Raw genomic sequence first — 18,499 nt, forward strand, 5'->3', positions numbered from 1 at the left:
GCGTCCTACTTTCCCCAATTTTGCAAACGTTGCGAATGCATTCGCGGGTTACGCTCCGTGGCATGGCACCTACCAACCGGACCTTCGCCGGGCCCCGGCTGCGACGGCTTCGTGAGGAGCGCGGCCTGACCCAGGTGGCGCTGGCACGCGCGTTGAACCTGTCGACCAGCTACGTCAACCAGCTGGAGAACGATCAGCGGCCCATCACCGTGCCGGTGCTGCTGGCGCTCACCGATCGGTTCAGCCTGCCCGCGCAGTACTTCTCCGGGGACACCGATGCCCGGCTGGTGGCAGAGCTGCGCGACATGTTCACCGCAACCGCAGGCGAACACGCGGCCAGCGACAGTCAGATCGAGGAGCTGGTCGCGCGGATGCCCGACATCGGCAACAGTCTGCTGACCATGCACCGCCAGCTCCGCGGCGCCACCGAGGAATTGGAGTCCTACCGGTCACAGATCTCGGTCGACTCGGCGCAGTCGGTGGCCCGCCCCATGCCGTTCGAGGAGGTCCGCGACTTCTTCTACGACCGTAACAACTACATCGGCGAGCTCGACAACGCCGCCGAGCGGCTGTTCATCGACACCGGAATGCGCTTCGGCGGCTTGGACATTCAGCTGGCAACGCTGTTGACCGAGCGATTCGGCATCACCGTGGCTATCGTCGATGACTTGCCGGCGGGCATCAAGCGCGTCTTCGACCCGGCCACCCGAGTGCTGCGGATCGCGCATTGGCTGCTGGCAGGCCAGCGTGCCTTCCAGATCGCCACCCAACTGGCCCTGCTGACTCAGCAGGAGCTGATGTCGGACATCGTGGCCCAGGATCAGTCGCTGAGCCCGGAGTCGCGCGGCGTGGCCAAAGTCGGTTTGGCCAACTACTTCGCCGGGGCATTCCTCTTGCCCTACCGCCAGTTCCAGCGCTCAGCCATGGACCTGCGCTACGACATCGACCTGTTGGGCCGCCGTTTCGAGGTCGGATTCGAGACGGTGTGCCATCGCCTCTCGACACTGCAGCAGCCCGGACGCCGCGGGGTGCCGTTCATCTTCGTGCGCACCGACAAGGCCGGAAACATCTCCAAGCGGCAGTCCGCCACCGCGTTTCACTTCAGCCGCGTGGGCGGCAGTTGCCCGCTGTGGGTGGTACATGATGCGTTCAGCCAGCCGGGCCGGATCGTCACCCAGGTGGCGCAGATGCCCGACGGGCGCAAGTATTTCTGGATCGCCACCACCACCCCGCCCGAGGGGCGCGGGTATCTGGGCCAGCACAAGATTTTCGCGGTCGGCTTGGGTTGCGACTTGGCGCACGCCGACAAGTTGGTGTACTCCACCGGTGTCGCGCTCAACGATGCTGCCACCGTGGTGCCGATCGGGGCGGGCTGCAAGATCTGCGAACGTGAGGCGTGCCCGCAGCGTGCGTTCCCCTTTTTGGGGCGCCGGGTGGTGGTCGACGAGAACGCCGGAAGCGGTTTGCCCTACTCGCCGGTGGTCGTGGATCCGGGTCGGTAGAACAGTGCCAGCTGCCCGATCGCGCCGGCCAGCCCCAGGCCCAGCGAGATCCACAGGCCCGGCCAGCCGTTCTTCCAGCAGTGGCAGAAGATCTGGTGGTCGGCACTGAGGTAACCCGGACCCAGCATCGCGATCGTGACGGCACCGGAAGCCAGCACCAGGTTGTATTCCCACCCGTTGTTCATCACGAAGAAGCCGTTCGATGCGTGTGCGGTCACCACCGCCACCGCCATCAGGGCCACGAAACCAGCGGCGGCGATCGGCGTGAGCAGGCCCACCGCCAGCCCCAGCCCGGCCGCGATCTCGGCCGTTGCCGCCGTCACGGCCTGGAACTTTCCGTACTTCATCCCGATGCTCTCAAACCAGCCCGCGGTGCCGGCGATTCCGCCGCCTCCGAAGAACTTGTTGAATCCGTGCGCCGCCATGGTCAGACCCAGAACCAGGCGCAAGAACAGGAGCGCGACATCAGCAGCAGTGACCATCTGCACAAACTACAACGCGGCGTCCAGCAAGCGTAAGTATCGGTCGATATCACCGATCGCCGACTCGGCGGCGTGCACGCTGATCACGACGGTGTCGCCGATCCCGTGCACCCCGTGGGTGAGCCCCATCGCCGGTGACAGCGCCGGAAACCCGGCGGTCAGCAGCACCGGCGCCGCCCCGAATCGCAGATCCGCGGCGCCGCGGTGAACGCTGGAGACCACGGTGTTGCCGGTCACCCGCTGGGGGCGGGCGTCGGGATCGAAATGGTCGATGCCCCAGCGCAGCAGCGCCGCGGGCGTCGCGGCGAAGGCCCGGTCGGCGGCGGCCGAGGCGGGGTGGCTGCCACGAGCCCGCCCACGCTCAAGGTCGGCGGCGATCCGCATGCAGCGCTCATCATGCCCCAGGTGCGGGTAAAGCCCCACCGCAACATTGCCGAAGTGATTATGCGCTTGGCGGACATCGGTTTTAGCCATCGGCACCTCTGCACCCAAATCATCACAGGGCGCGCCGAGGTGTTCCGGCAGCGCCGCAGACACCGCCGCCAGTACGGCCACGGTCACCGTCGGCCCACCCAATTCCGCCCGGCGCCGCACCAGCGTGCGCACCGCCCGGCCCCCGGCGGGCCGATTATTGGTGGCCGCCAGTGGACGGTCGCCGACGGGGGGCGGCAGCAGCCCGGCCTCGGTGTCCTGCACCCGCTTGCGGTGGGTTCGCGCCGCGAGCGCGGCCCGCCACGGCAGGAAGCCACGCCCCGGTGTCGGCACCTGAGCTACCGGAGCGTCGCGGCCGAACAGCCACGCGGCCAGCGCCGAGGCGCGTCCCCCGTCGGCCAGTGCGTGGGCCACCTGCAGCACCGCCACGGTGCCGGCGCCCGCGTGACCGGGAATGTCGTGGACCGGCGCGAACACGTGCAGCCGCCACGGCGCCACCCGGACATCAAGCTGGTCATCGGCCAGTGCCACAACAGCATCCAAGCAGCCGTTCCAGGTGTCGGCCGGTGCCTGGTGCCGGATCGCGCTCGGGTGTTCGTGGGAGGCGACCCACCGCGGGTAGCGCAGCGCACCGGCGTCGGCCACCCGGATGGTCAGATCCGGGCACTCCCGCGCCCGGTCGAGCACCTGCGCGATCGCGGAGTCGACGTCGGCCGGGACTCCGGCGAAGGCGTACAGCAGGAACTGGTCGCTGGGGATCTTCGCCGACATCCAGTAGAACTGTGCGTCGATCGCGGCCATCGGCCGATCGCGGGGCGGCGCCGGGGTCAACTCAGGAATTGCAGCACCCGCGCGGCGATCTCATCGGGTTGCTCGAGTTGCAGGAAGTGGCCGGCGTTCTCGATCACTGCCACAGCGCTGCCCGTCGGCAACGCCGGCTGCACCCACCGGGTGAACTCTGCCGACATGCAACCGTCGGTGCGCCCGTGCAGGTACAGGCTTGGCAGCAGCGGTAGTTGCAGCCAGTGCCGGTGCAACTCGGCGTAGCGATCGGGCACCCGCACGCTGCGCAGTGCTCGGTAGGGGCCCAGCGCGGCCCGCCAGCCCTCCGGGGTGCCGATGGCCGCGTCGACGTGCCGCAGATCTTCCTCGGCGGGATAGCCCGGTGACCATCGCCGCCACAGCAGCGGCAGCACCCAGGACGCCGAGCGTTCCGGCAGCCACGGCAGCTGGAAGTAGCTGATGTACCAGCTGCGCAGCATTTGCGCCGGCAGCTGGGCGGCCAGGCTGAGCCGTCCTGCCCCGCGGACCGCGCGCAGGGCCGCCGGTGGCGGCACCGACATGATCACGGCCCGGGTGAACGGACTGTCGGGCAGGGCAGCCAGGCCGGTGGCCGTCATCGCCCCCCAGTCATGACCGATCACCACGTCGCGGCCGGTCCCGCCGACGGCGGCCAGCACCCGCAGCGCGTCATCCATCAGGGCGCCGATGTGGTAGCTGCCGTCCTCGGGTATCGAAGACGGCGCGTAGCCCCGCATGAACGGCGCCACCACATACCAGCCGGCGGCGGCCAGTCGCGGCGCCAACCGGCGCCACCCGTAGGCGGTGTCGGGAAAGCCGTGCAGGCACAACGCCACCGGGTCACCCGGTGTCCCCCAACTCAGTGCCTTGAGCGCGATACCGGGCGTCGGCACGTCGATCCACCGCGGTTCAGTCATCACATAACCCCTCAGACCCCGGCCTGGCAGGCGTTTCTGTCCACCCTGTCGTCCAACCTATCTACCATCTTGAAATGCGCACAGCCCAGACCGTCGAATACGGCGGTGTCGACGGAGTCACGCTGGTCGCCGACGAGTGGAACCGGGACGCCGTCGACGCGGCCGCACATCCGACGATCCTGATGCTGCACGGCGGCGGGCAGAATCGGCACTCCTGGCACAAGACCGGCCAGATCCTGGCGGAGCGCGGCTATCACGTCATCGCGATCGACACCCGTGGTCACGGCGACAGCGACCGCGCGCCGAACGCCGACTACGCCATCGAGACCCTGACCGCCGACGCGCTGGCCGTCATCGAGGCGATCGGCCGGCCGGTGGCATTGATCGGGGCCAGCATGGGTGGCCTGACCGGCATCTTGGTGGCCGATGAGGCCGGGCCGCAGCGGGTGACCAAACTGGTTCTGGTCGATGTGGTGCCGCGCTATGAGAAGGACGGCAGCGCCCGAATCCGCGACTTCATGGCCAGCCACATCGACGGTTTCGATTCCCTGGAGCAGGCCGCCGATGCGGTGGCCGCCTACCTGCCGCACCGGACCAAGCCGCGCAGCCCGGAGGGGCTGAAGAAGAATCTTCGATCCCGTGACGGCCGGTGGTATTGGCACTGGGATCCGGCATTGATGACCAAACCCGGAGACGACCCCGCGCTGCGCACGGAGAAGATCGAGGCGGCCGCCATCGCCCTGCAGATCCCGATCCTGTTGATCCGCGGCAAGCTGTCGGATGTGGTCAGCGCCGAGGGCGTGGCAGATTTCCTGTCCAAGGTTCCGGGTGCGCACCTGGTCGAGTTGTCCGAGGCCGGTCACACCGCGGCCGGCGACGACAACGACGCCTTCAGCGCGGCCGTCGTCGAGTTCGTGTCCGGCTAGATGTTCGGGATCGGATGGCTGACCCCGACGCTGCTGGCGGCCGGTGTGCTGGGCGCGGTAGCGGTCGCCGAAGCCGTCGTGCTGGCGGTGTTGACCCGACAACTGCGGCAGACGCAGGCCGAAGTCGAGCTACTGCGCAGCCAGGTCGACACCCGCAACCTGCTGCTCAGCGGTGGGCGTGAGGCCGTCAAGACCGTGTGGCAGACGGCGAATCTGGTGCGCACGAAGGGATTCGGCGCTGCGGTGCGCAGCTCCATCGAAGACCTGGCCGACTGGGCGGCCGTGGAGCGACCCGATCTGGCCCGGCTGGCCCCCGACGGCCACGTGGTGGTGCTGTTCACCGACATCGAGGGTTCCACCGCGCTCAACGAGCGGATCGGGGACCGCGCCTGGGTGAAGCTGATCGCCCAGCACGACGCCATGGTGCAGCGCCTGGTGGAGCAGCACCGCGGTCACGTGGTCAAAAGTCAGGGCGACGGTTTCATGATCGCGTTCGCAGAGCCCGAGCAGGCGGTGCGCTGTGCCGTCGATATTCAGCGCGCGCTGGCATCACGGCGCGGCCGTAAACCGCAGCACCCCATCCGGGTCCGCATCGGGGTGCACATGGGTCGTTCGGTGCGCCGCGGCGAGGACCTGTTCGGCCGCAACGTGGCGATGGCCGCCCGGGTGGCCGCGGCCGCCGAGGGCGGCCAGATCCTGATCAGCGGACCGGTGCGCGACGCGGTGAAGGAATGCGAAGACATCTCGGTAGGCCCGGGGCGCGACGCCGAGCTGAAGGGTTTCGCCGGCACGCACCGTCTTTATGCCGTCGAGCTCAGCGACTGATCAGTCCTCGCCGCCGACCTCGGCCAGCCGCTCATGCAGCCGGGCGCGGATCTCCTCGGGCGTGTAGGCCCGCCGCCGCCGCTGGTCTCGCGCCACCAGCACGCCGCCGGCGGCCACGCCGACCACACCCGCCAGGCCGATCCATTTCCAGATGCTGCGCACGCTCACACTTTAGGGTGCTGAGCGTGGATGAACACACAGTGACTTTGGAGCGCGCGCTGGCCGAGACCCGCACCGGCGACATCTGGCTCTTCCGGGGCCGCTCCGGCCCGGACCGCGCCATCCAGACACTGTCGAACTCACCGGTGAACCACGTCGGGATGACGGTGGCGCTCGATGATCTGCCGCCGCTGATCTGGCATGCCGAGCTCGGTGACAAGTTGCATGATTTCTGGACCGGCACCAACCACCGTGGTGTGCAGCTCAACGACGCCCGAGCCGCCGTCGAACAGTGGATGGGCCGCTACGAGCAGCGCTGCTGGTTTCGTCAGCTCAGCGGCACCGTGACCCGCAAACAGGAGAACCACCTGCTGCAGGCGATCGCCCGGATGGACGGCACCGCGTTTCCCACCACGGCACGGCTGACGGGCCGATGGTTACGGGGCCGGATGCCCACCCTGGCCGACTGGACCCGCGGCATCCCGTTTCTGGACCGCAAGGCCCATGAGATCACCCAGCGCCGCAAGGCCCGCCACAATCGGGTCGCCCTGCAGACCGCGTACTGCGCCGAGACGGTGGCCATCACCTATGAGGAGATGGGCCTGCTCTCGACGGACAAGAACTCCAATTGGTTTGACCCCGGGTCGTTTTGGAGTGGCGACATCTTGCCGCTGGCTCCCGGATATCAGCTGGGCCGGGAGATCTCCGTCATCCGCTAGGCCTGCTCCTCGACGCTCAGCTCACCCATCTGCGACCAGCCGGTGGCGTCGATCTGCTGGCTGATGATCTTCGGGGTGGACACCAGCGCCTGCGGCATGTCGGCCATGGCCTGCTTGAAGTGGTCACTGTTGACGTGCGCGCCGCCCGCCTCGCCGTCACGGAAGGCTTCGACGAGCACGTATTCGTTCGGATCGTCCAGGCTGCGTGACCAGTCGAACCAGAGGTTGCCCGGTTCGGCGCGGGTGGCCTCGGTGAAACCGGCCACCAGCTGCGGCCAGCGATCGGACCATTCGGGCTTGACCGCAAACTTGACGACGATGAAGATCACCGCTGCTCCTCGTTGGTTATGCGTTGATGCTGTGACTACGTCGGGATCGGATGACATGGTGGCCGAAGCCGACCAGAATCGGTCTACATGTCCATGGCACCGGTGCACAAGCGCAACGTGATCGATTTCTTCCAGCGGCATATCGCCAACCCGATCACCCGGCGCCTGCCGACGCAGGTGCTGTTGGAGACCACCGGCCGCATCAGCGGGCAACCCCGCACCACCCCGATCGGCGGCCGGCGTGACGGCGGCCAGTTCTGGCTGGTCGCCGAGCACGGCGAGACGGCGAACTATATCCGTAACATCAAGGCCAACAATGCCGTTCGGGTTCGTATCGGTGGCCGCTGGCACAGTGGAACCGCCCACCTGATGCCCGAGGACGATGCGCGGGCGCGACTGGAGACACTGCCGCGCGCCAACAGCGCCCTGGTCCGGGCGTTCGGCACCGACTTGTTGACCGTGCGGATCGACCTGAGCTGACTTCGGCTAGCCGATTTCCAGGGTGCTGCGCACCGGGGTGACGTTGGTGGTCAGGTCCAGTACGGGGCAGTGCTTTTCGACCACCTCGTGCAGTTCCCGGTAACGCTCCTCGGTTTCGGGGCCGGTGACGGTGACCACCACCCGCACCTCCTTGAACCCGGGGCGCACGTCGTCGTCCAGACCGAAGAAGCCGCGGACGTCCAGGTCGCCTTCGGCGCGGCCGGTGATCTCATCGACCGTGATGCCCAGTTTCTCGGCCCAGTAGCGCCAGGTGACCACCTGGCAGGACAGCAGTGCGCCCAGGTAGTACTCGACCGGGTTGGGGGCGGTGTTCTCGCCGCCGAGGGCGGGCGGCTCGTCGACCTCGACCTGGTACTTGCCCAGGGTGATGGTGCTGGCCACCGCATCGTGGGCGACGGCCGAGGCGCGGAAGACGACCTGGGATCCGGCGGGGTCGGCGGCGGCGGGGTCACTGGTGGCGGCGACGACGGCGGCCAGGCGAGATGTCGAGGTGGTCATGGCGGTAAGGGTAGAGATCCCGCGCCAGGGTCGGTCAACGACGCGACCCTCCGGTGATCGGATCGAATACCATTTGCCGCCGCCAGGGGCTAGCCTGAGCGACGTGGAGGTACTACGGCACGTAATAGTTCTGCTGCACATCGTCGGATTCGCGGTGACGTTCGGGGCGTTGGTCACCGAAGCCGCGGCACGGCGCTTCCAGCTCACCAAGGTGATGGATTACGGCGTGCTGCTGTCGCTGCTGACCGGGCTTGCGCTGGCCGCACCCTGGCCCGCCGGCATCGTGCTCAACTACCCCAAGATCAGCATCAAGCTGGTGATCCTGCTGGCGCTGGGCGCCGTGCTGGGCATCGGCCGGGCTCGCCAACGCCGCTCCGGCGGGGAAGCTCCTCGCCCGCTGTTCTATGCCGCGGGCGCCCTGGCGCTGACCGCCGCGGGGCTCGCCGTCATCTGGTAGCCGGGTGCGGACCGATTTCGATCAGCGTGATCGGGTCCGCCGGTTTCAGCCCGCGCTGACCAATGCGATGTCGATCGGCGGCAGCATCGGGCACTGATAGGTGCCGGTAAGTGATGGCTCGGCCAGCGTGGTCTTACAGCCACCGACCGTGGTGCCCGCCCAGCCGTTGCCGGCTCTGTGCAGCTGACCCGACGGCGCAATCGTCAGACAATCCGGACCGCACGAGCTGAGCTCCCAGTAGAAATCGTCCTGCAGTCCTTGGCCGGTGACGTGGTATCTGCCGCTGGCAGGGTCGGCACAGGCCGGAACGGCCAGCACCATCGCCGATCCAGCTAACACCGCTGCCGCGACTGCAATTCTTTGACCTCGCATTTTGTTCCCCCCAATTCGGTTTGGGCCACTTCCGCGGCCCACCTTGTCGGAGCCTAACAGCGGTCGCCGGTGTCGTCTTCGGACTGACGAATCAAGCCGAGGATGGGATAGGGGCGCCCAACCTCGTCGAGCTCGCGGCGCCCCGTGACCACGAAGCCGCGCCGGCGGTAGAAGCCGAGGGCCTGTTCGTTCTGCTCGTTGACGTCCACCTCACGAACGCGTTGCCTCGTCACGGCGTGTTCGAGAAGCGCACTTCCGATGCCGTGGCCGTGCGCGTCGGCGTGGACGAACAGCATCTCCAGGTGCTCCCCCGCTGTGCCCGCGAAACCCACCGGCTCACCATCGATCTCGGCGACGGCGAGGCGAACGTTCGGAAAATAAGCATCCGCCAGTCGACCCTCGATGTCCGCGCGGTCGGTTTCGGCCAGAAAGTGATGTGTCGCCTCGACCGCGCTGCGCCAGATCGCCACCAGCTGCGGGTATTCGGCTGGGCCGGCGCAATCACGAATCCGCACCGCGGTCAGATTACCGATCGGGGCCGCGACAGGTCGATACCCTTGAACCGATGGACGCGATCGACGAAGCGGGCCCCTTCTTTCACGGCACCAAGGCTCCCCTGGCGGTGGGTGACCTGCTGACCGCGGGCTTCCGGTCCAACTACCGGCCCGAGATCGTGATGAACCACATCTACTTCACCGCGCTGCTCAGCGGTGCCGGACTGGCGGCCGAGCTCGCCGCCGGCGACGGGCAGCCGCGGGTGTATCGCGTGGAGCCGACCGGGGACTTCGAGAACGACCCGAACGTCACCGATAAGAAGTTTCCCGGCAACCCGACCCGCTCCTACCGCAGCAGCGAGGCGCTGCGCGTCGTCGAGGAGATCCTCGATTGGCCGCGCCTAACGCCCGAGGCCCTTCAGGAGTGGCGTGATCGGCTGGCCGCGCTGCGCGCTGACGGGCTCGACGAGATCATCAACTGAGCGACGCTCGCCACAACGTTGCTGCCGGCGAGCACCCGCTGAAAAACGGCGGCACCACCGGCGGCCACCGCGCGGTATGGGTCGATGGCACGCTCGATCAACAGCCGCACCGTGTCGAGAAGCCCGGTCACCTGGCGCCGCCTGGCACGAAGCTTGACCAGGTAGTGGCCTCCGACGCATGCTGCGGCCACCACCACCAGGATCCACAGCACAGCCGCGACCAGATAGATCGCCTCAACCACCGACATGAGGATGAGCCTGCACTATCGCCATCGCGGTGAGGTCACCGCTGAGACACACGTCGGCGACTTTGCGGCCGCAGGCCAGAATCCGCGGGTCAGGTGGCGCTGCGGCCGTCGGTCAACGCGCGCAGCAGCTCCTCATCCTGTTCCGCCGCCGCGGGTTCGACCGCTCCGTCGGTGAGCAGCCGGCGCCACCTCTCCAGGTCGAAATCCAGCGGCACCGTGGTGGTGACGAAGTCGTCGACGAGGTCGGCGAACCGTAGCGGGTCGTCGCGGAACGGGAAATGGCCGGAATCGACAAAGGTTTCCAGCCGCGAATGCGGCATGGCGGCGTGTGCGAGCTTGGCGTGCGAGTACGGCAGCACGAGATCGTGGGTGCCCCAGACGATCATGATGGGCAGACGTTCGGTGAGATAGCTGCGGTCGAGCATGGTGACCACCTGCCCGCGCCAATCCACCACGGCGCGCAGCGTCCGCACGAACGCGGCCCGCTTGTTCGGCGACCTCAAATCACCGAGCACCCGCAGCATCTCGGGCAGATCGACCAGCATCGGCGGCAGGCTCACCTTGTCGATGCGCCCCCGAACCATCCGAAGCGCTGTCTCGAATCCGGGCACCGACAGTGCGGCCAGCGCCTGCGGTGCCGCCGGCAGCGACGCCAGCCGCAGCGCGGGGTTCACCTCGCGCGTCACACCGCCCGCGGCCACCAGCACCAGCCGCTCGACCATCTGCGGGTACTGGTAGCAGAACTGCATCGCCACCCCGCCACCCAAGGAGTGCCCGATCACCGTTACCCGGTCAAAACTCAAGACCGACAGCAGATCTCGCATGCCGTTGGCAAACGCGGCGACGGAATAGTCGGCACGCGGCTGATCCGAGAGCCCGTGACCGAGCAAATCCGGGGCGATCACCGTGTATTTCTGCGCCAGCAGCGGGATCAACGGCTCCCAGGTCGAGGAATTGTCACCGATCCCGTGAATCAACAGCAGCGGCGGCCCGTCACCGGCCACCCGATACGCCCGGCGATAGCCGTGCACGGTTCGGTATTCGACTCGGAACGGATCATCCGAGACCGTCCGCAATCGCGGCTTATCCGCAGCCATCCGGCGCTCCCTCTATCCGCAGTTACCCCACAGCTAACCGCCTACCGGCCCGTTGCGCACCCTATGTTTCGAGGATTTAACGCGCGACCTGTTCACACCGTTGGGCCTGATCACCGCCCCAATCGAAGTAGCCAGCATCACCCACTTGGTGACAGCGACTTCGCCGCAGGCCCTACGCGCGAATGGGAACTCCCTCCGATTGCGTCACCGATACACATCGCGACGGTGGCCGATATGGATGACGCGCACGACCACCCGATCGTCGAAAACCTGGTAGATGACCCGAAATTCACCGCGTCGCGCGGAGTAGCGGCCTTCCAGTTGGCCGCGCAGCGGCTTGCCTACCAGGCACGGATTGTCCGCCAATGGACCCCGGATGAACTCCCAACACGCGACCGCGACGGCCTCCGGAAGTTCGTCGGTCAGCGCCCTCTTCGCGGCACCGGTGAGCTCGACGCGATAGGTCACCGCGGCAGCCGCCCGGCGGCGCGCATCTCCTCGGTCACCTCGTCGATCGTGAAGATCTCGCCACGCTCAGCCTCCACTTCGGCTGCCCGAACTTCGCGCATCAACTCCTGGTCGCTGAGGATCGCCAGCGTCTCCATGATCGAGTCGTAGTCCTCGGCGCTGAGGATCACCGCCGCACGACGGCCCTGACGTGTGACCTCGACACGCGCGTGCGTACGGACAGCTTCATCGACGAGCTTGGACAGATTCGCCCGAACTTCGGCCAACGGCAGCGTCGTCATGTACAGAATTCTAGCGTGATGGCAGGATTCGGGCGGTTGCGATCGGAGTGACGATCCAGGTTGGGCGACCCTCGGATCTCAGCTCAACTGCCAGCGGGTGAACGCCACGATCGTCGGCGCGCAGTCCGCATCGACCGACGCAATCGCTAGCGGACCGTTGGAGCGTCGCACCACATCGCGGACCGCATCCCATCGGCGCTCAAGCCCTCTGGGGTCACGCGCTCTTCAGCGGGGTGATCGCGGCGATCTGATCGGCCACCCGATCCTCGGCCAGGTCAAGGTCGTAGTGCGACTGCAGATTGAGCCAGAACTGGGCCGAGGTACCGAAGTACTTCGCAAGCCGCAATGCGGTGTCGGCGGTGATGCCGCGCTTACCGTGCACGATCTCGTTGATGCGCCGGGGCGGAACTCCGATCGACACCGCGAGCTTGTTCTGGGTGATGCCGAAGCCGTCCAGGAAGTCCTCGTGAAGGATCTCTCCGGGGTGGATCGGCAGGTGCTTGTCAGTGGTCGTCAACGATCTCCACCTCCTCCGGTCCAGCGTCGGTCCACGTGAAGCAGATCCGCCACTGGTCGTTGATTCTGATGCTGTGCTGACCAGCTCGATCGCCTTTGAGTCGCTCAAGCCGATTGCCCGGCGGCAGCCGGAGGTCGTCGAGCGTGACCGCCGAGCCGACTTGACGCAGCTTCCGTAGCGCTGTGCGTTGGATCTGTGGGTCCAACGAACGAACACGTTCACGACGCCAGAGCCGCTCAGTGTCCTTGCTCCCGAAGGACCTGATCACATGCGGAGTGTATAACGACTGCCGTTATTAACGCTAGACGTTAAACCTAAACTCCACCACATCCCCATCGGCCATGACGTAGTCCTTGCCCTCCATGCGCACCTTGCCGGCGGCCTTGGCCGCGGCCATCGAGCCGGCCTCGACCAAGTCGTCGTAGGAGACCACCTCGGCCTTGATGAAGCCCTTCTCGAAGTCGGTATGAATCACCCCGGCCGCCTTGGGGGCGGTGTCGCCCTGGTGGATGGTCCAGGCCCGTGCCTCCTTGGGCCCGGCGGTGAGGTAGGTCTGCAGTTTCAGGGTGTGAAAACCCGCCCGCGCCAACGCATCCAGGCCACGCTCGCTCTGGCCGATGGACTCCAGCAGCTCCATCGCGGACTCGTCGTCCAGCTCGGCCAGCTCGGCTTCGATCTTGGCGTCCAGGAACACCGCGTCGGCCGGGGCCACCAGCTCGCGCAGCGCGGCCACCCGCGCGGCGTCGGTGAGCACCGACTCGTCGGCGTTGAAGACGTACAGGAACGGCTTGGTGGTCAGCAGGTTCAGCTCGCGCAACGGGGCGGTGTCCACCCCGGCGGCGAACAGCGTCTTGCCGGTGTCGAGGATCGCGGCGGCGGCCACCGCGGCCTCGTGCATGGGCTTGCGGTCCTTGTTGTTGCGGGCTTCCTTCTCCAGCCGCGGGACCGCCTTCTCCAGGGTCTGCATGTCGGCCAGGATCAGTTCGGTGGCGATCACCTCGATGTCGGCCTCGGGGTCCACCTTGCCGTCCACGTGCACCACGTCGTCGTCGGCGAACACCCGCACCACCTGGCAGATGGCGTCGCATTCGCGGATGTTGGCCAGGAACTTGTTGCCCAGCCCGGCCCCCTCCGAGGCGCCCTTGACGATCCCGGCGATGTCGACGAACGTCACCGGCGCGGGCAGGATCCGCTCGGAACCGAAGATCTCCGCCAGTTTGACCAGCCGTGGGTCGGGCAGCGGCACCACACCCTCGTTCGGCTCGATGGTCGCGAACGGGTAGTTGGCGGCCAACACATCGTTGTGTGTCAGCGCGTTGAACAGGGTCGACTTACCGACGTTGGGCAACCCCACGATTCCCAGGCTCAGGCTCACGGGAAGCCAATTCTAGGAGTACGGCGGCGGCTCGCGTCGGCCGGAGTCGCCGCGCCTGCGATCGCCGCCGCGCGTGCCGCGGTGCGCTCCCGCCACCGCCAGCCGGTACCGTCAGTGTGTGGCAGCAGCGCGGGAGAAGTCGGCAGTGGCCGCTGACCACCGTTCGATCTTGCCGAGCATCGCCGGATTGCCATGGTGGAGCGCGGTGGCGGTCGCGGTGGTGGCGACCGCTATCGGAGTGGCATTTGACGCCGGTTCCGGCGATAAAGAGCTGACCTTCGTCTTCTCAGCGCTCTACGTCATGGGCTGCATTGCGGCGGTGCTGATGGTGCAGCAGTCGGGCGTCTTCACCACGGTGATCCAGCCGCCGTTGATCCTGTTCGTGATCGTGCCCGGCGCCTACTGGCTGTTCCGCGGCGGCGGATTCCCCGGCCTCAAAGCCATCGTCATCAACTGCGGATATCCGCTGATCGAGCGTTTTCCGCTGATGCTGTTCACGGCCGCGACCGTGCTGCTGATCGGGATGGTCCGCTGGTATCTCGGGATGCTCGACGGTGCCGCCGCCAAGCGCCGCACCGCCGAAGAGCACGGCACCCCGCAGCGCCTCACGTTCAGCGATCGGCTCGGCGCCATGATCTCCTCGGCCCTGACCCGCAACCCCGCGCACGCCATCGACCAGCCGGCGCCCCGCGAACAGCGCTCCGGCCAGCGCCCCCGCCGTGCCAGTGCGGAATCCCGTCGGGCCGCGCGGGAGGCCTCGGGGACCCGCGCCCGCACTCGCTCCCCCGAGCGACGTGCCAACGGCGAGGCACCCACCCGCTCCCGGCACGTCCGGCCGCCGATGGACGCCGCTGCGGCAGAACACCCGCGGCCCCGCCGGCGCCCGGCGGGCGATCCGCGCGAGGAAGCCGCGCGGCGGCGACGCCCAGGGACCGACCCCCGCGACGAGCGGCAGCCCCGCCGGCGTCCGGCCGCAGACCGGCACGACGAGCCGCGTCGGCGGCCGCGTCCACCCCAAGAAGGGCCCCGCGCCGGCGACCCGCTCTCCAGGTCCACCCGGGAGCCGTATCCGCGCAGCTACCGCCCCACCGAGGCCCCCGGCCGGCGACCGGCCGCCGACGGCCGCGCAAACGGCAACGGCAACCGCCACCCGGTGTCCCAGGTGCGTTACCGCGGGACCGACGCCGAGGCTGACGAGGCGCAGCGTCGCGCCCGGCCCCGCCCGCAGCGTGGGCAAGCCGACTCCTGGGAATTCGACATCTAGCCAGGGCCCTCCGCCGAGGAGACGCGGGCCGACAGTCTCGGTCCGAGCTGGAATCAACCATCGCCACCAGCCGAAACCGGCCAGTGCAGTTAAACCGCTGTCGCACGCCCCCCCTTTTTTCCGCCCCCAAAAAATCGAAGCTGGGCCTCTGCGTAAATTCCGCTGCCAACTTGCTGTGGATGCGCCAATGGCGGCTCCAGGCTTGGAATTTCCGGGCCGCGTCGGCCTATGATCCCGATGTTGGCGCAGCGCCAACGAGTGGTACTTGCTGATACCGGCACCAGCCGGTTCGGGGTCAATCGTCGTACCAGACCGGCAGATTGGCGAACCCCGCAGCGCGGATTACGGAGACTGTGGGTTCACGTGGCTCATTCAGCATTAACGGCGACAATGCGCTATTTCCGGCCCCCACGAATTTGCGCCCTCCCCTTATGAAGGCGGATTGACGCTGCGCGAATTCCGGCAGCTCTTTACCGAAAATGCTTTTAGCCGCTGCCGAGAAAGCTGATTCATGCAACACACCCCGACCGTTCCGACCGAAAAGCCCCGCAATGGCCTGGCCGGCCTGAAGCATTGGCGCTACGACCTGCGGTCGGGCTTCACGGTGGCCCTGATCTCGCTGCCGTTCTCGATGGGAATTGCGATCACCTCCGGCGCCCCGCCGATCTGCGGGCTCGTGTCGGCGATCATCGCCGGTTTTGTCCTGCCGTTCCTGGGCGGCTCGTACGTGACCATCAGCGGCCCGGCGGCGGGACTGGCACCCGTCCTGTTCGCCAGCATGATCACGCTGGGACAGATCCACCTCGGCAAGGGCGCCCCGGAATCCGAATTGCTCGCGGCCGGATACCCCCTGGTTCTGGTCGCCATCGCCCTTGCGGGCGTGGTTCAGGTGATCCTTGCCAAGTTGAAGGTGGCCCGGCTGAGCGCCATCTTCCCGGCCGCGGCGATTCAGGGCATGCTGGCCGCGATCGGCCTGATGATCATCGCCAAGCAGATCCCGCTGTTCATGGGCGAGAAGTTCGAGGGCCGCGAATTCTGGACGATCCTGGCCGAAGTTCCCCGCCACCTCGGGTCGATGAATCGTCCGGTCTTCATCCTGGGGGTCGGTTGTCTGGCGGGACTTTTCGTCCTGACTGCGCTGCCCGGGCGGCTGCTGAAGGTGCTGCCGCCTCCGGTCTGGGTCTTCTTCGCGGGCACGCTCGCCAGCGTCTTCATCCTCAAACTGGACAAGCGCTACCTGATCGAAGTCCCCAGTTCGATCATGGACGGGATCGTCCTGCCCCAGTTCGGAACGGTGTTCGCCCATCCCGGACTCTGGCTGGCCCTGGGATACGTGGTGCTCACCCTGGTCTTGATCGACGGTGTCGAGTCCCTGGCGACCATCGCGGCCGTCGACAGAATCGATCCTTTTCGGCGCCGCTCCGACCCGGATCGGACGCTGCAGGCCATGGGAGCCTCCAACGTCGCCTCCAGCGTGCTCGGTGGGCTGACCATCATCCCCGGCATGGTCAAGAGCACGGCCAACATTCTGGGCGGGGGCCGCACGCAGTGGGCCAACTTCTACAACGCCTGCTTCCTGTTGATGTTCGTGCTGCTGTTCAGCCACCTGATCAACAAGGTCCCACTGACGGTGTTGGCCGCCGTCCTGGTCTTCATCGGCTACAAACTGTGTCGGCCGGCGGTGTGGCTCAACGTCGCACGAGTCGGAACGGAGCAGGCCGTCATCTTCGTGATCACCTTGCTCGTGACGCTCACGACGGACCTGCTCATCGGTCTGCTCGCCGGCACCGCCGTGAAATTGGTCCTGAATCTGTGGTTGGAGAGCCTGTGGCACACGTCGCGCACCGGCTCCGATTCCCCCGAGCCGAGCCTTTCCGGTCGATTCCTCAGTCTCTTCCGCAACCCGGTGACACAGCGGGAATTCACCGAGGGCGCCTACCACCTGTACCTGGATGGTTCCCTGGTCTGTTTCAACCTGTTCCACGTCATTCGGGAATTGGGGCAGCTTCCCCCGGATGCCCGGACGGTGCAGCTGCATCTGAGCTCGCGCGTGCCCCTCGTCGATCACACCACCAGTGAGACCCTGCGCTATTTCCTGGAGGAGTTCAGCGGCCAGGACCAGCGGCCGAAGCTGACGATCGAGGGTTGGCACTACATGCGGCCCCTGTCGAGGCACGAGACGAGCCCGCGGATCGCCCTGGCCGACGTCGCGGAGTTAGGGCTCCCCCAGAGAACGGACTGACCGCTGTGGCGCCCCGGGCGCCGCGTGCAGCTAGCGCCGGCTCGGGCGGATCTCGCGGGGCAGGGCGAACACCAAGGTCTCGTTGGCCGTGGCCACCGGGAACACCGTCCCGTAGCCGTACTCGCCGAGCCGCTCCAGCACGCCGCGCACCAGGATCTCCGGTACCGACGCACCCGAGGTGACGCCGATGGTCTGCACGGGGCCGTCCTCGGGCGCCAGCCACGCCGGGTCGATGTCTTCGGCGTAGTCGACCAGGTGCGCGGCGCGGGCACCGGCACCGAGGGCCACCTCAACCAGCCGGCACGAGTTCGACGAGTTGCGTGACCCCACCACGATCACCAGCTCGCACTCCGGCGCCATCGCCTTAACCGCGGTCTGACGGTTCTGGGTGGCGTAGCAGATGTCGTCCGAGGGCGGATCCTGCAGGTTCGGGAACCGCTGGCGCAGCTTGACCACCGTCTGCATGGTCTCGTCGACACTGAGGGTGGTCTGCGACAGCCACACCACCTTGTTCTCGTCGCGGACGGTCACCGCGGCTACCGCATCTAAGCCGTCGACCAACTGCACGTTGTTGGGTGCCTCGCCGATGATCCCGACCACCTCTTCGTGGCCGGCGTGGCCGATCAGCAGGATGTCGTAGCCGTCCCGGGCGAAGCGTTTGGCCTCGTTGTGCACCTTGGTCACCAGCGGGCAGGTCGCGTCGATCACCCGCAGACCACGTTCGGCAGCGGTCTCATGCACCGTGGGAGCCACTCCGTGTGCGGAGAACACCACCATCGCGCCTTCGGGGACCTCGTCGGTCTCGTGCACGAACACCGCGCCCGCGTTGGTCAGGGTGTCCACCACGTGCTTGTTGTGCACGATCTCGTGCCGCACGTACACGGGAGCGCCGTGCTTCTCCAGCGCCCGCTCGACGGTCTCGACGGCCCGGTCCACACCCGCGCAGTAGCCGCGCGGCTCCGCGAGCAGCACCCGCTTACCGTCGTGGCCGGCGGGAACCGGCCCCCCGAGGCGGGAAGAGATCTCCACATGGACGGTCGGCGGCATGGCAACCAGCGTACGGTCTGCCGACGCGAGACCGCCAGCTCGCGGCCACGCACCCAAATACTTG

The 18,499-nt window shown here is 67.3% G+C and carries 25 protein-coding genes; 9 read left to right on the plus strand and 16 right to left on the minus strand.

Translation table 11 applies throughout. The features are described from left to right. Positions 1-62: 62 nt before the first annotated feature. Positions 63-1,502 (plus strand): short-chain fatty acyl-CoA regulator family protein, encoded by a 1,440-nt coding sequence (locus BST15_RS09250; RefSeq protein ID WP_046190163.1) that lies wholly within the window; start codon positions 63-65, stop codon positions 1,500-1,502. On the opposite strand, the gene BST15_RS09255 is transcribed toward BST15_RS09250, so the two are convergent. From BST15_RS09255 to BST15_RS09265, 3 genes are read right to left on the minus strand one after another with little or no spacing between them, the layout of a single operon-like run. Then, positions 1,469-1,984, minus strand: a complete 516-nt coding sequence (locus tag BST15_RS09255; protein WP_046190176.1) for a DoxX family protein — start codon at positions 1,982-1,984, stop codon at positions 1,469-1,471. The genes BST15_RS09250 and BST15_RS09255 overlap by 34 nt on opposite strands. Positions 1,985-1,993: 9 nt before the next feature. After that, positions 1,994-3,217, minus strand: coding sequence for a WS/DGAT/MGAT family O-acyltransferase (locus tag BST15_RS09260; RefSeq protein WP_046190162.1), 1,224 nt, complete (start codon positions 3,215-3,217; stop codon positions 1,994-1,996). 26 nt (positions 3,218-3,243) lie between these two features. Next, entirely contained in the window at positions 3,244-4,134 is an 891-nt protein-coding gene (locus BST15_RS09265) for an alpha/beta fold hydrolase (protein ID WP_046190161.1), read from the minus strand. Positions 4,135-4,208: 74 nt separating this feature from the next. Between BST15_RS09265 and BST15_RS09270 the strand changes: the two genes are divergently transcribed. Further along, positions 4,209-5,060 carry an alpha/beta fold hydrolase gene (locus BST15_RS09270; RefSeq protein ID WP_046190160.1) on the plus strand — a complete coding sequence of 284 codons (852 nt, stop codon included), beginning with the start codon at positions 4,209-4,211 and terminating at the stop codon, positions 5,058-5,060. Then, positions 5,061-5,885 (plus strand): adenylate/guanylate cyclase domain-containing protein, encoded by an 825-nt coding sequence (locus tag BST15_RS09275; RefSeq protein ID WP_046190159.1) that lies wholly within the window; start codon positions 5,061-5,063, stop codon positions 5,883-5,885. It begins immediately after the preceding gene. Here the strand turns inward: BST15_RS09275 and BST15_RS21280 are convergent, their stop codons facing one another. After that, a complete protein-coding gene (locus BST15_RS21280) occupies positions 5,886-6,047 on the minus strand; it encodes a hypothetical protein (RefSeq protein WP_109370651.1) in 162 nt (53 codons plus the stop codon). Between the two features lie 23 nt (positions 6,048-6,070). Between BST15_RS21280 and BST15_RS09280 the strand changes: the two genes are divergently transcribed. Beyond that, positions 6,071-6,763: a guanylate cyclase gene (locus BST15_RS09280; protein ID WP_046190175.1), complete on the plus strand. Its 693-nt coding sequence runs from the start codon at positions 6,071-6,073 to the stop codon at positions 6,761-6,763. On the opposite strand, the gene BST15_RS09285 is transcribed toward BST15_RS09280, so the two are convergent. Further along, positions 6,760-7,092 (minus strand): putative quinol monooxygenase, encoded by a 333-nt coding sequence (locus BST15_RS09285; protein WP_046190158.1) that lies wholly within the window; start codon positions 7,090-7,092, stop codon positions 6,760-6,762. The two genes, BST15_RS09280 and BST15_RS09285, sit on opposite strands and share 4 nt — an antisense overlap. A gap of 93 nt (positions 7,093-7,185) precedes the next feature. Between BST15_RS09285 and BST15_RS09290 the strand changes: the two genes are divergently transcribed. Continuing rightward, complete coding sequence (locus tag BST15_RS09290; protein ID WP_198528269.1) at positions 7,186-7,572, plus strand: nitroreductase/quinone reductase family protein; 387 nt, start codon at positions 7,186-7,188, stop codon at positions 7,570-7,572. A 6-nt stretch (positions 7,573-7,578) separates the two neighbouring features. On the opposite strand, the gene BST15_RS09295 is transcribed toward BST15_RS09290, so the two are convergent. After that, on the minus strand, positions 7,579-8,091 hold the full coding sequence (locus BST15_RS09295; RefSeq protein WP_046190156.1) for an OsmC family protein: 513 nt from the start codon (positions 8,089-8,091) through the stop codon (positions 7,579-7,581). A gap of 103 nt (positions 8,092-8,194) precedes the next feature. On the opposite strand from BST15_RS09295, the gene BST15_RS09300 reads away from it, so the two are divergent. Then, positions 8,195-8,548: a hypothetical protein gene (locus tag BST15_RS09300; protein WP_046190155.1), complete on the plus strand. Its 354-nt coding sequence runs from the start codon at positions 8,195-8,197 to the stop codon at positions 8,546-8,548. A 45-nt stretch (positions 8,549-8,593) separates the two neighbouring features. Here the strand turns inward: BST15_RS09300 and BST15_RS09305 are convergent, their stop codons facing one another. Continuing rightward, positions 8,594-8,869: a hypothetical protein gene (locus tag BST15_RS09305; RefSeq protein ID WP_046190154.1), complete on the minus strand. Its 276-nt coding sequence runs from the start codon at positions 8,867-8,869 to the stop codon at positions 8,594-8,596. 104 nt (positions 8,870-8,973) lie between these two features. Continuing rightward, on the minus strand, positions 8,974-9,435 hold the full coding sequence (locus BST15_RS09310; RefSeq protein ID WP_308214602.1) for an acetyltransferase: 462 nt from the start codon (positions 9,433-9,435) through the stop codon (positions 8,974-8,976). 50 nt (positions 9,436-9,485) lie between these two features. Between BST15_RS09310 and arr the strand changes: the two genes are divergently transcribed. Then, positions 9,486-9,896: an NAD(+)--rifampin ADP-ribosyltransferase gene (arr, locus tag BST15_RS09315; RefSeq protein ID WP_046190152.1), complete on the plus strand. Its 411-nt coding sequence runs from the start codon at positions 9,486-9,488 to the stop codon at positions 9,894-9,896. Here the strand turns inward: arr and BST15_RS09320 are convergent. From BST15_RS09320 to ychF, 7 genes are all read right to left on the minus strand, one after another. Then, positions 9,833-10,144, minus strand: coding sequence for a hypothetical protein (locus BST15_RS09320; RefSeq protein WP_188108866.1), 312 nt, complete (start codon positions 10,142-10,144; stop codon positions 9,833-9,835). The two genes, arr and BST15_RS09320, sit on opposite strands and share 64 nt — an antisense overlap. Before the next feature lie 89 nt (positions 10,145-10,233). Continuing rightward, positions 10,234-11,241 (minus strand): alpha/beta fold hydrolase, encoded by a 1,008-nt coding sequence (locus tag BST15_RS09325; protein WP_046190151.1) that lies wholly within the window; start codon positions 11,239-11,241, stop codon positions 10,234-10,236. A gap of 204 nt (positions 11,242-11,445) precedes the next feature. After that, positions 11,446-11,709 carry a type II toxin-antitoxin system RelE family toxin gene (locus BST15_RS09330; RefSeq protein ID WP_046190150.1) on the minus strand — a complete coding sequence of 88 codons (264 nt, stop codon included), beginning with the start codon at positions 11,707-11,709 and terminating at the stop codon, positions 11,446-11,448. Beyond that, positions 11,706-11,990: a type II toxin-antitoxin system Phd/YefM family antitoxin gene (locus tag BST15_RS09335; protein WP_046190149.1), complete on the minus strand. Its 285-nt coding sequence runs from the start codon at positions 11,988-11,990 to the stop codon at positions 11,706-11,708. Before BST15_RS09335 ends, BST15_RS09330 begins: the two co-directional genes overlap by 4 nt. Before the next feature lie 214 nt (positions 11,991-12,204). Beyond that, positions 12,205-12,507 carry a HigA family addiction module antitoxin gene (locus BST15_RS09340; protein ID WP_046190148.1) on the minus strand — a complete coding sequence of 101 codons (303 nt, stop codon included), beginning with the start codon at positions 12,505-12,507 and terminating at the stop codon, positions 12,205-12,207. Then, entirely contained in the window at positions 12,494-12,775 is a 282-nt protein-coding gene (locus BST15_RS09345; RefSeq protein WP_046190147.1) for a type II toxin-antitoxin system RelE/ParE family toxin, read from the minus strand. Before BST15_RS09345 ends, BST15_RS09340 begins: the two co-directional genes overlap by 14 nt. Before the next feature lie 33 nt (positions 12,776-12,808). Continuing rightward, on the minus strand, positions 12,809-13,882 hold the full coding sequence (gene ychF, locus BST15_RS09350) for a redox-regulated ATPase YchF (RefSeq protein ID WP_046190146.1): 1,074 nt from the start codon (positions 13,880-13,882) through the stop codon (positions 12,809-12,811). A 118-nt stretch (positions 13,883-14,000) separates the two neighbouring features. Here ychF and BST15_RS09355 point away from each other — a divergent pair, with 118 nt between their 5' ends. Both BST15_RS09355 and BST15_RS09360 read left to right on the plus strand, forming a co-directional pair. Next, the gene (locus BST15_RS09355) at positions 14,001-15,146 is read left to right on the plus strand and encodes a DUF6542 domain-containing protein (protein ID WP_083070905.1); all 1,146 of its coding nucleotides are present in this window, start codon (positions 14,001-14,003) and stop codon (positions 15,144-15,146) included. A 511-nt stretch (positions 15,147-15,657) separates the two neighbouring features. Then, entirely contained in the window at positions 15,658-17,388 is a 1,731-nt protein-coding gene (locus tag BST15_RS09360) for a SulP family inorganic anion transporter (protein ID WP_046191391.1), read from the plus strand. A 30-nt stretch (positions 17,389-17,418) separates the two neighbouring features. On the opposite strand, the gene BST15_RS09365 is transcribed toward BST15_RS09360, so the two are convergent. Then, a complete protein-coding gene (locus BST15_RS09365) occupies positions 17,419-18,435 on the minus strand; it encodes a 4-hydroxy-3-methylbut-2-enyl diphosphate reductase (protein WP_046191394.1) in 1,017 nt (338 codons plus the stop codon). Positions 18,436-18,499 lie beyond the last annotated feature (64 nt).

Source organism: Mycolicibacter arupensis, assembly GCF_002086515.1.
GTDB lineage: Bacteria > Actinomycetota > Actinomycetes > Mycobacteriales > Mycobacteriaceae > Mycobacterium > Mycobacterium arupense.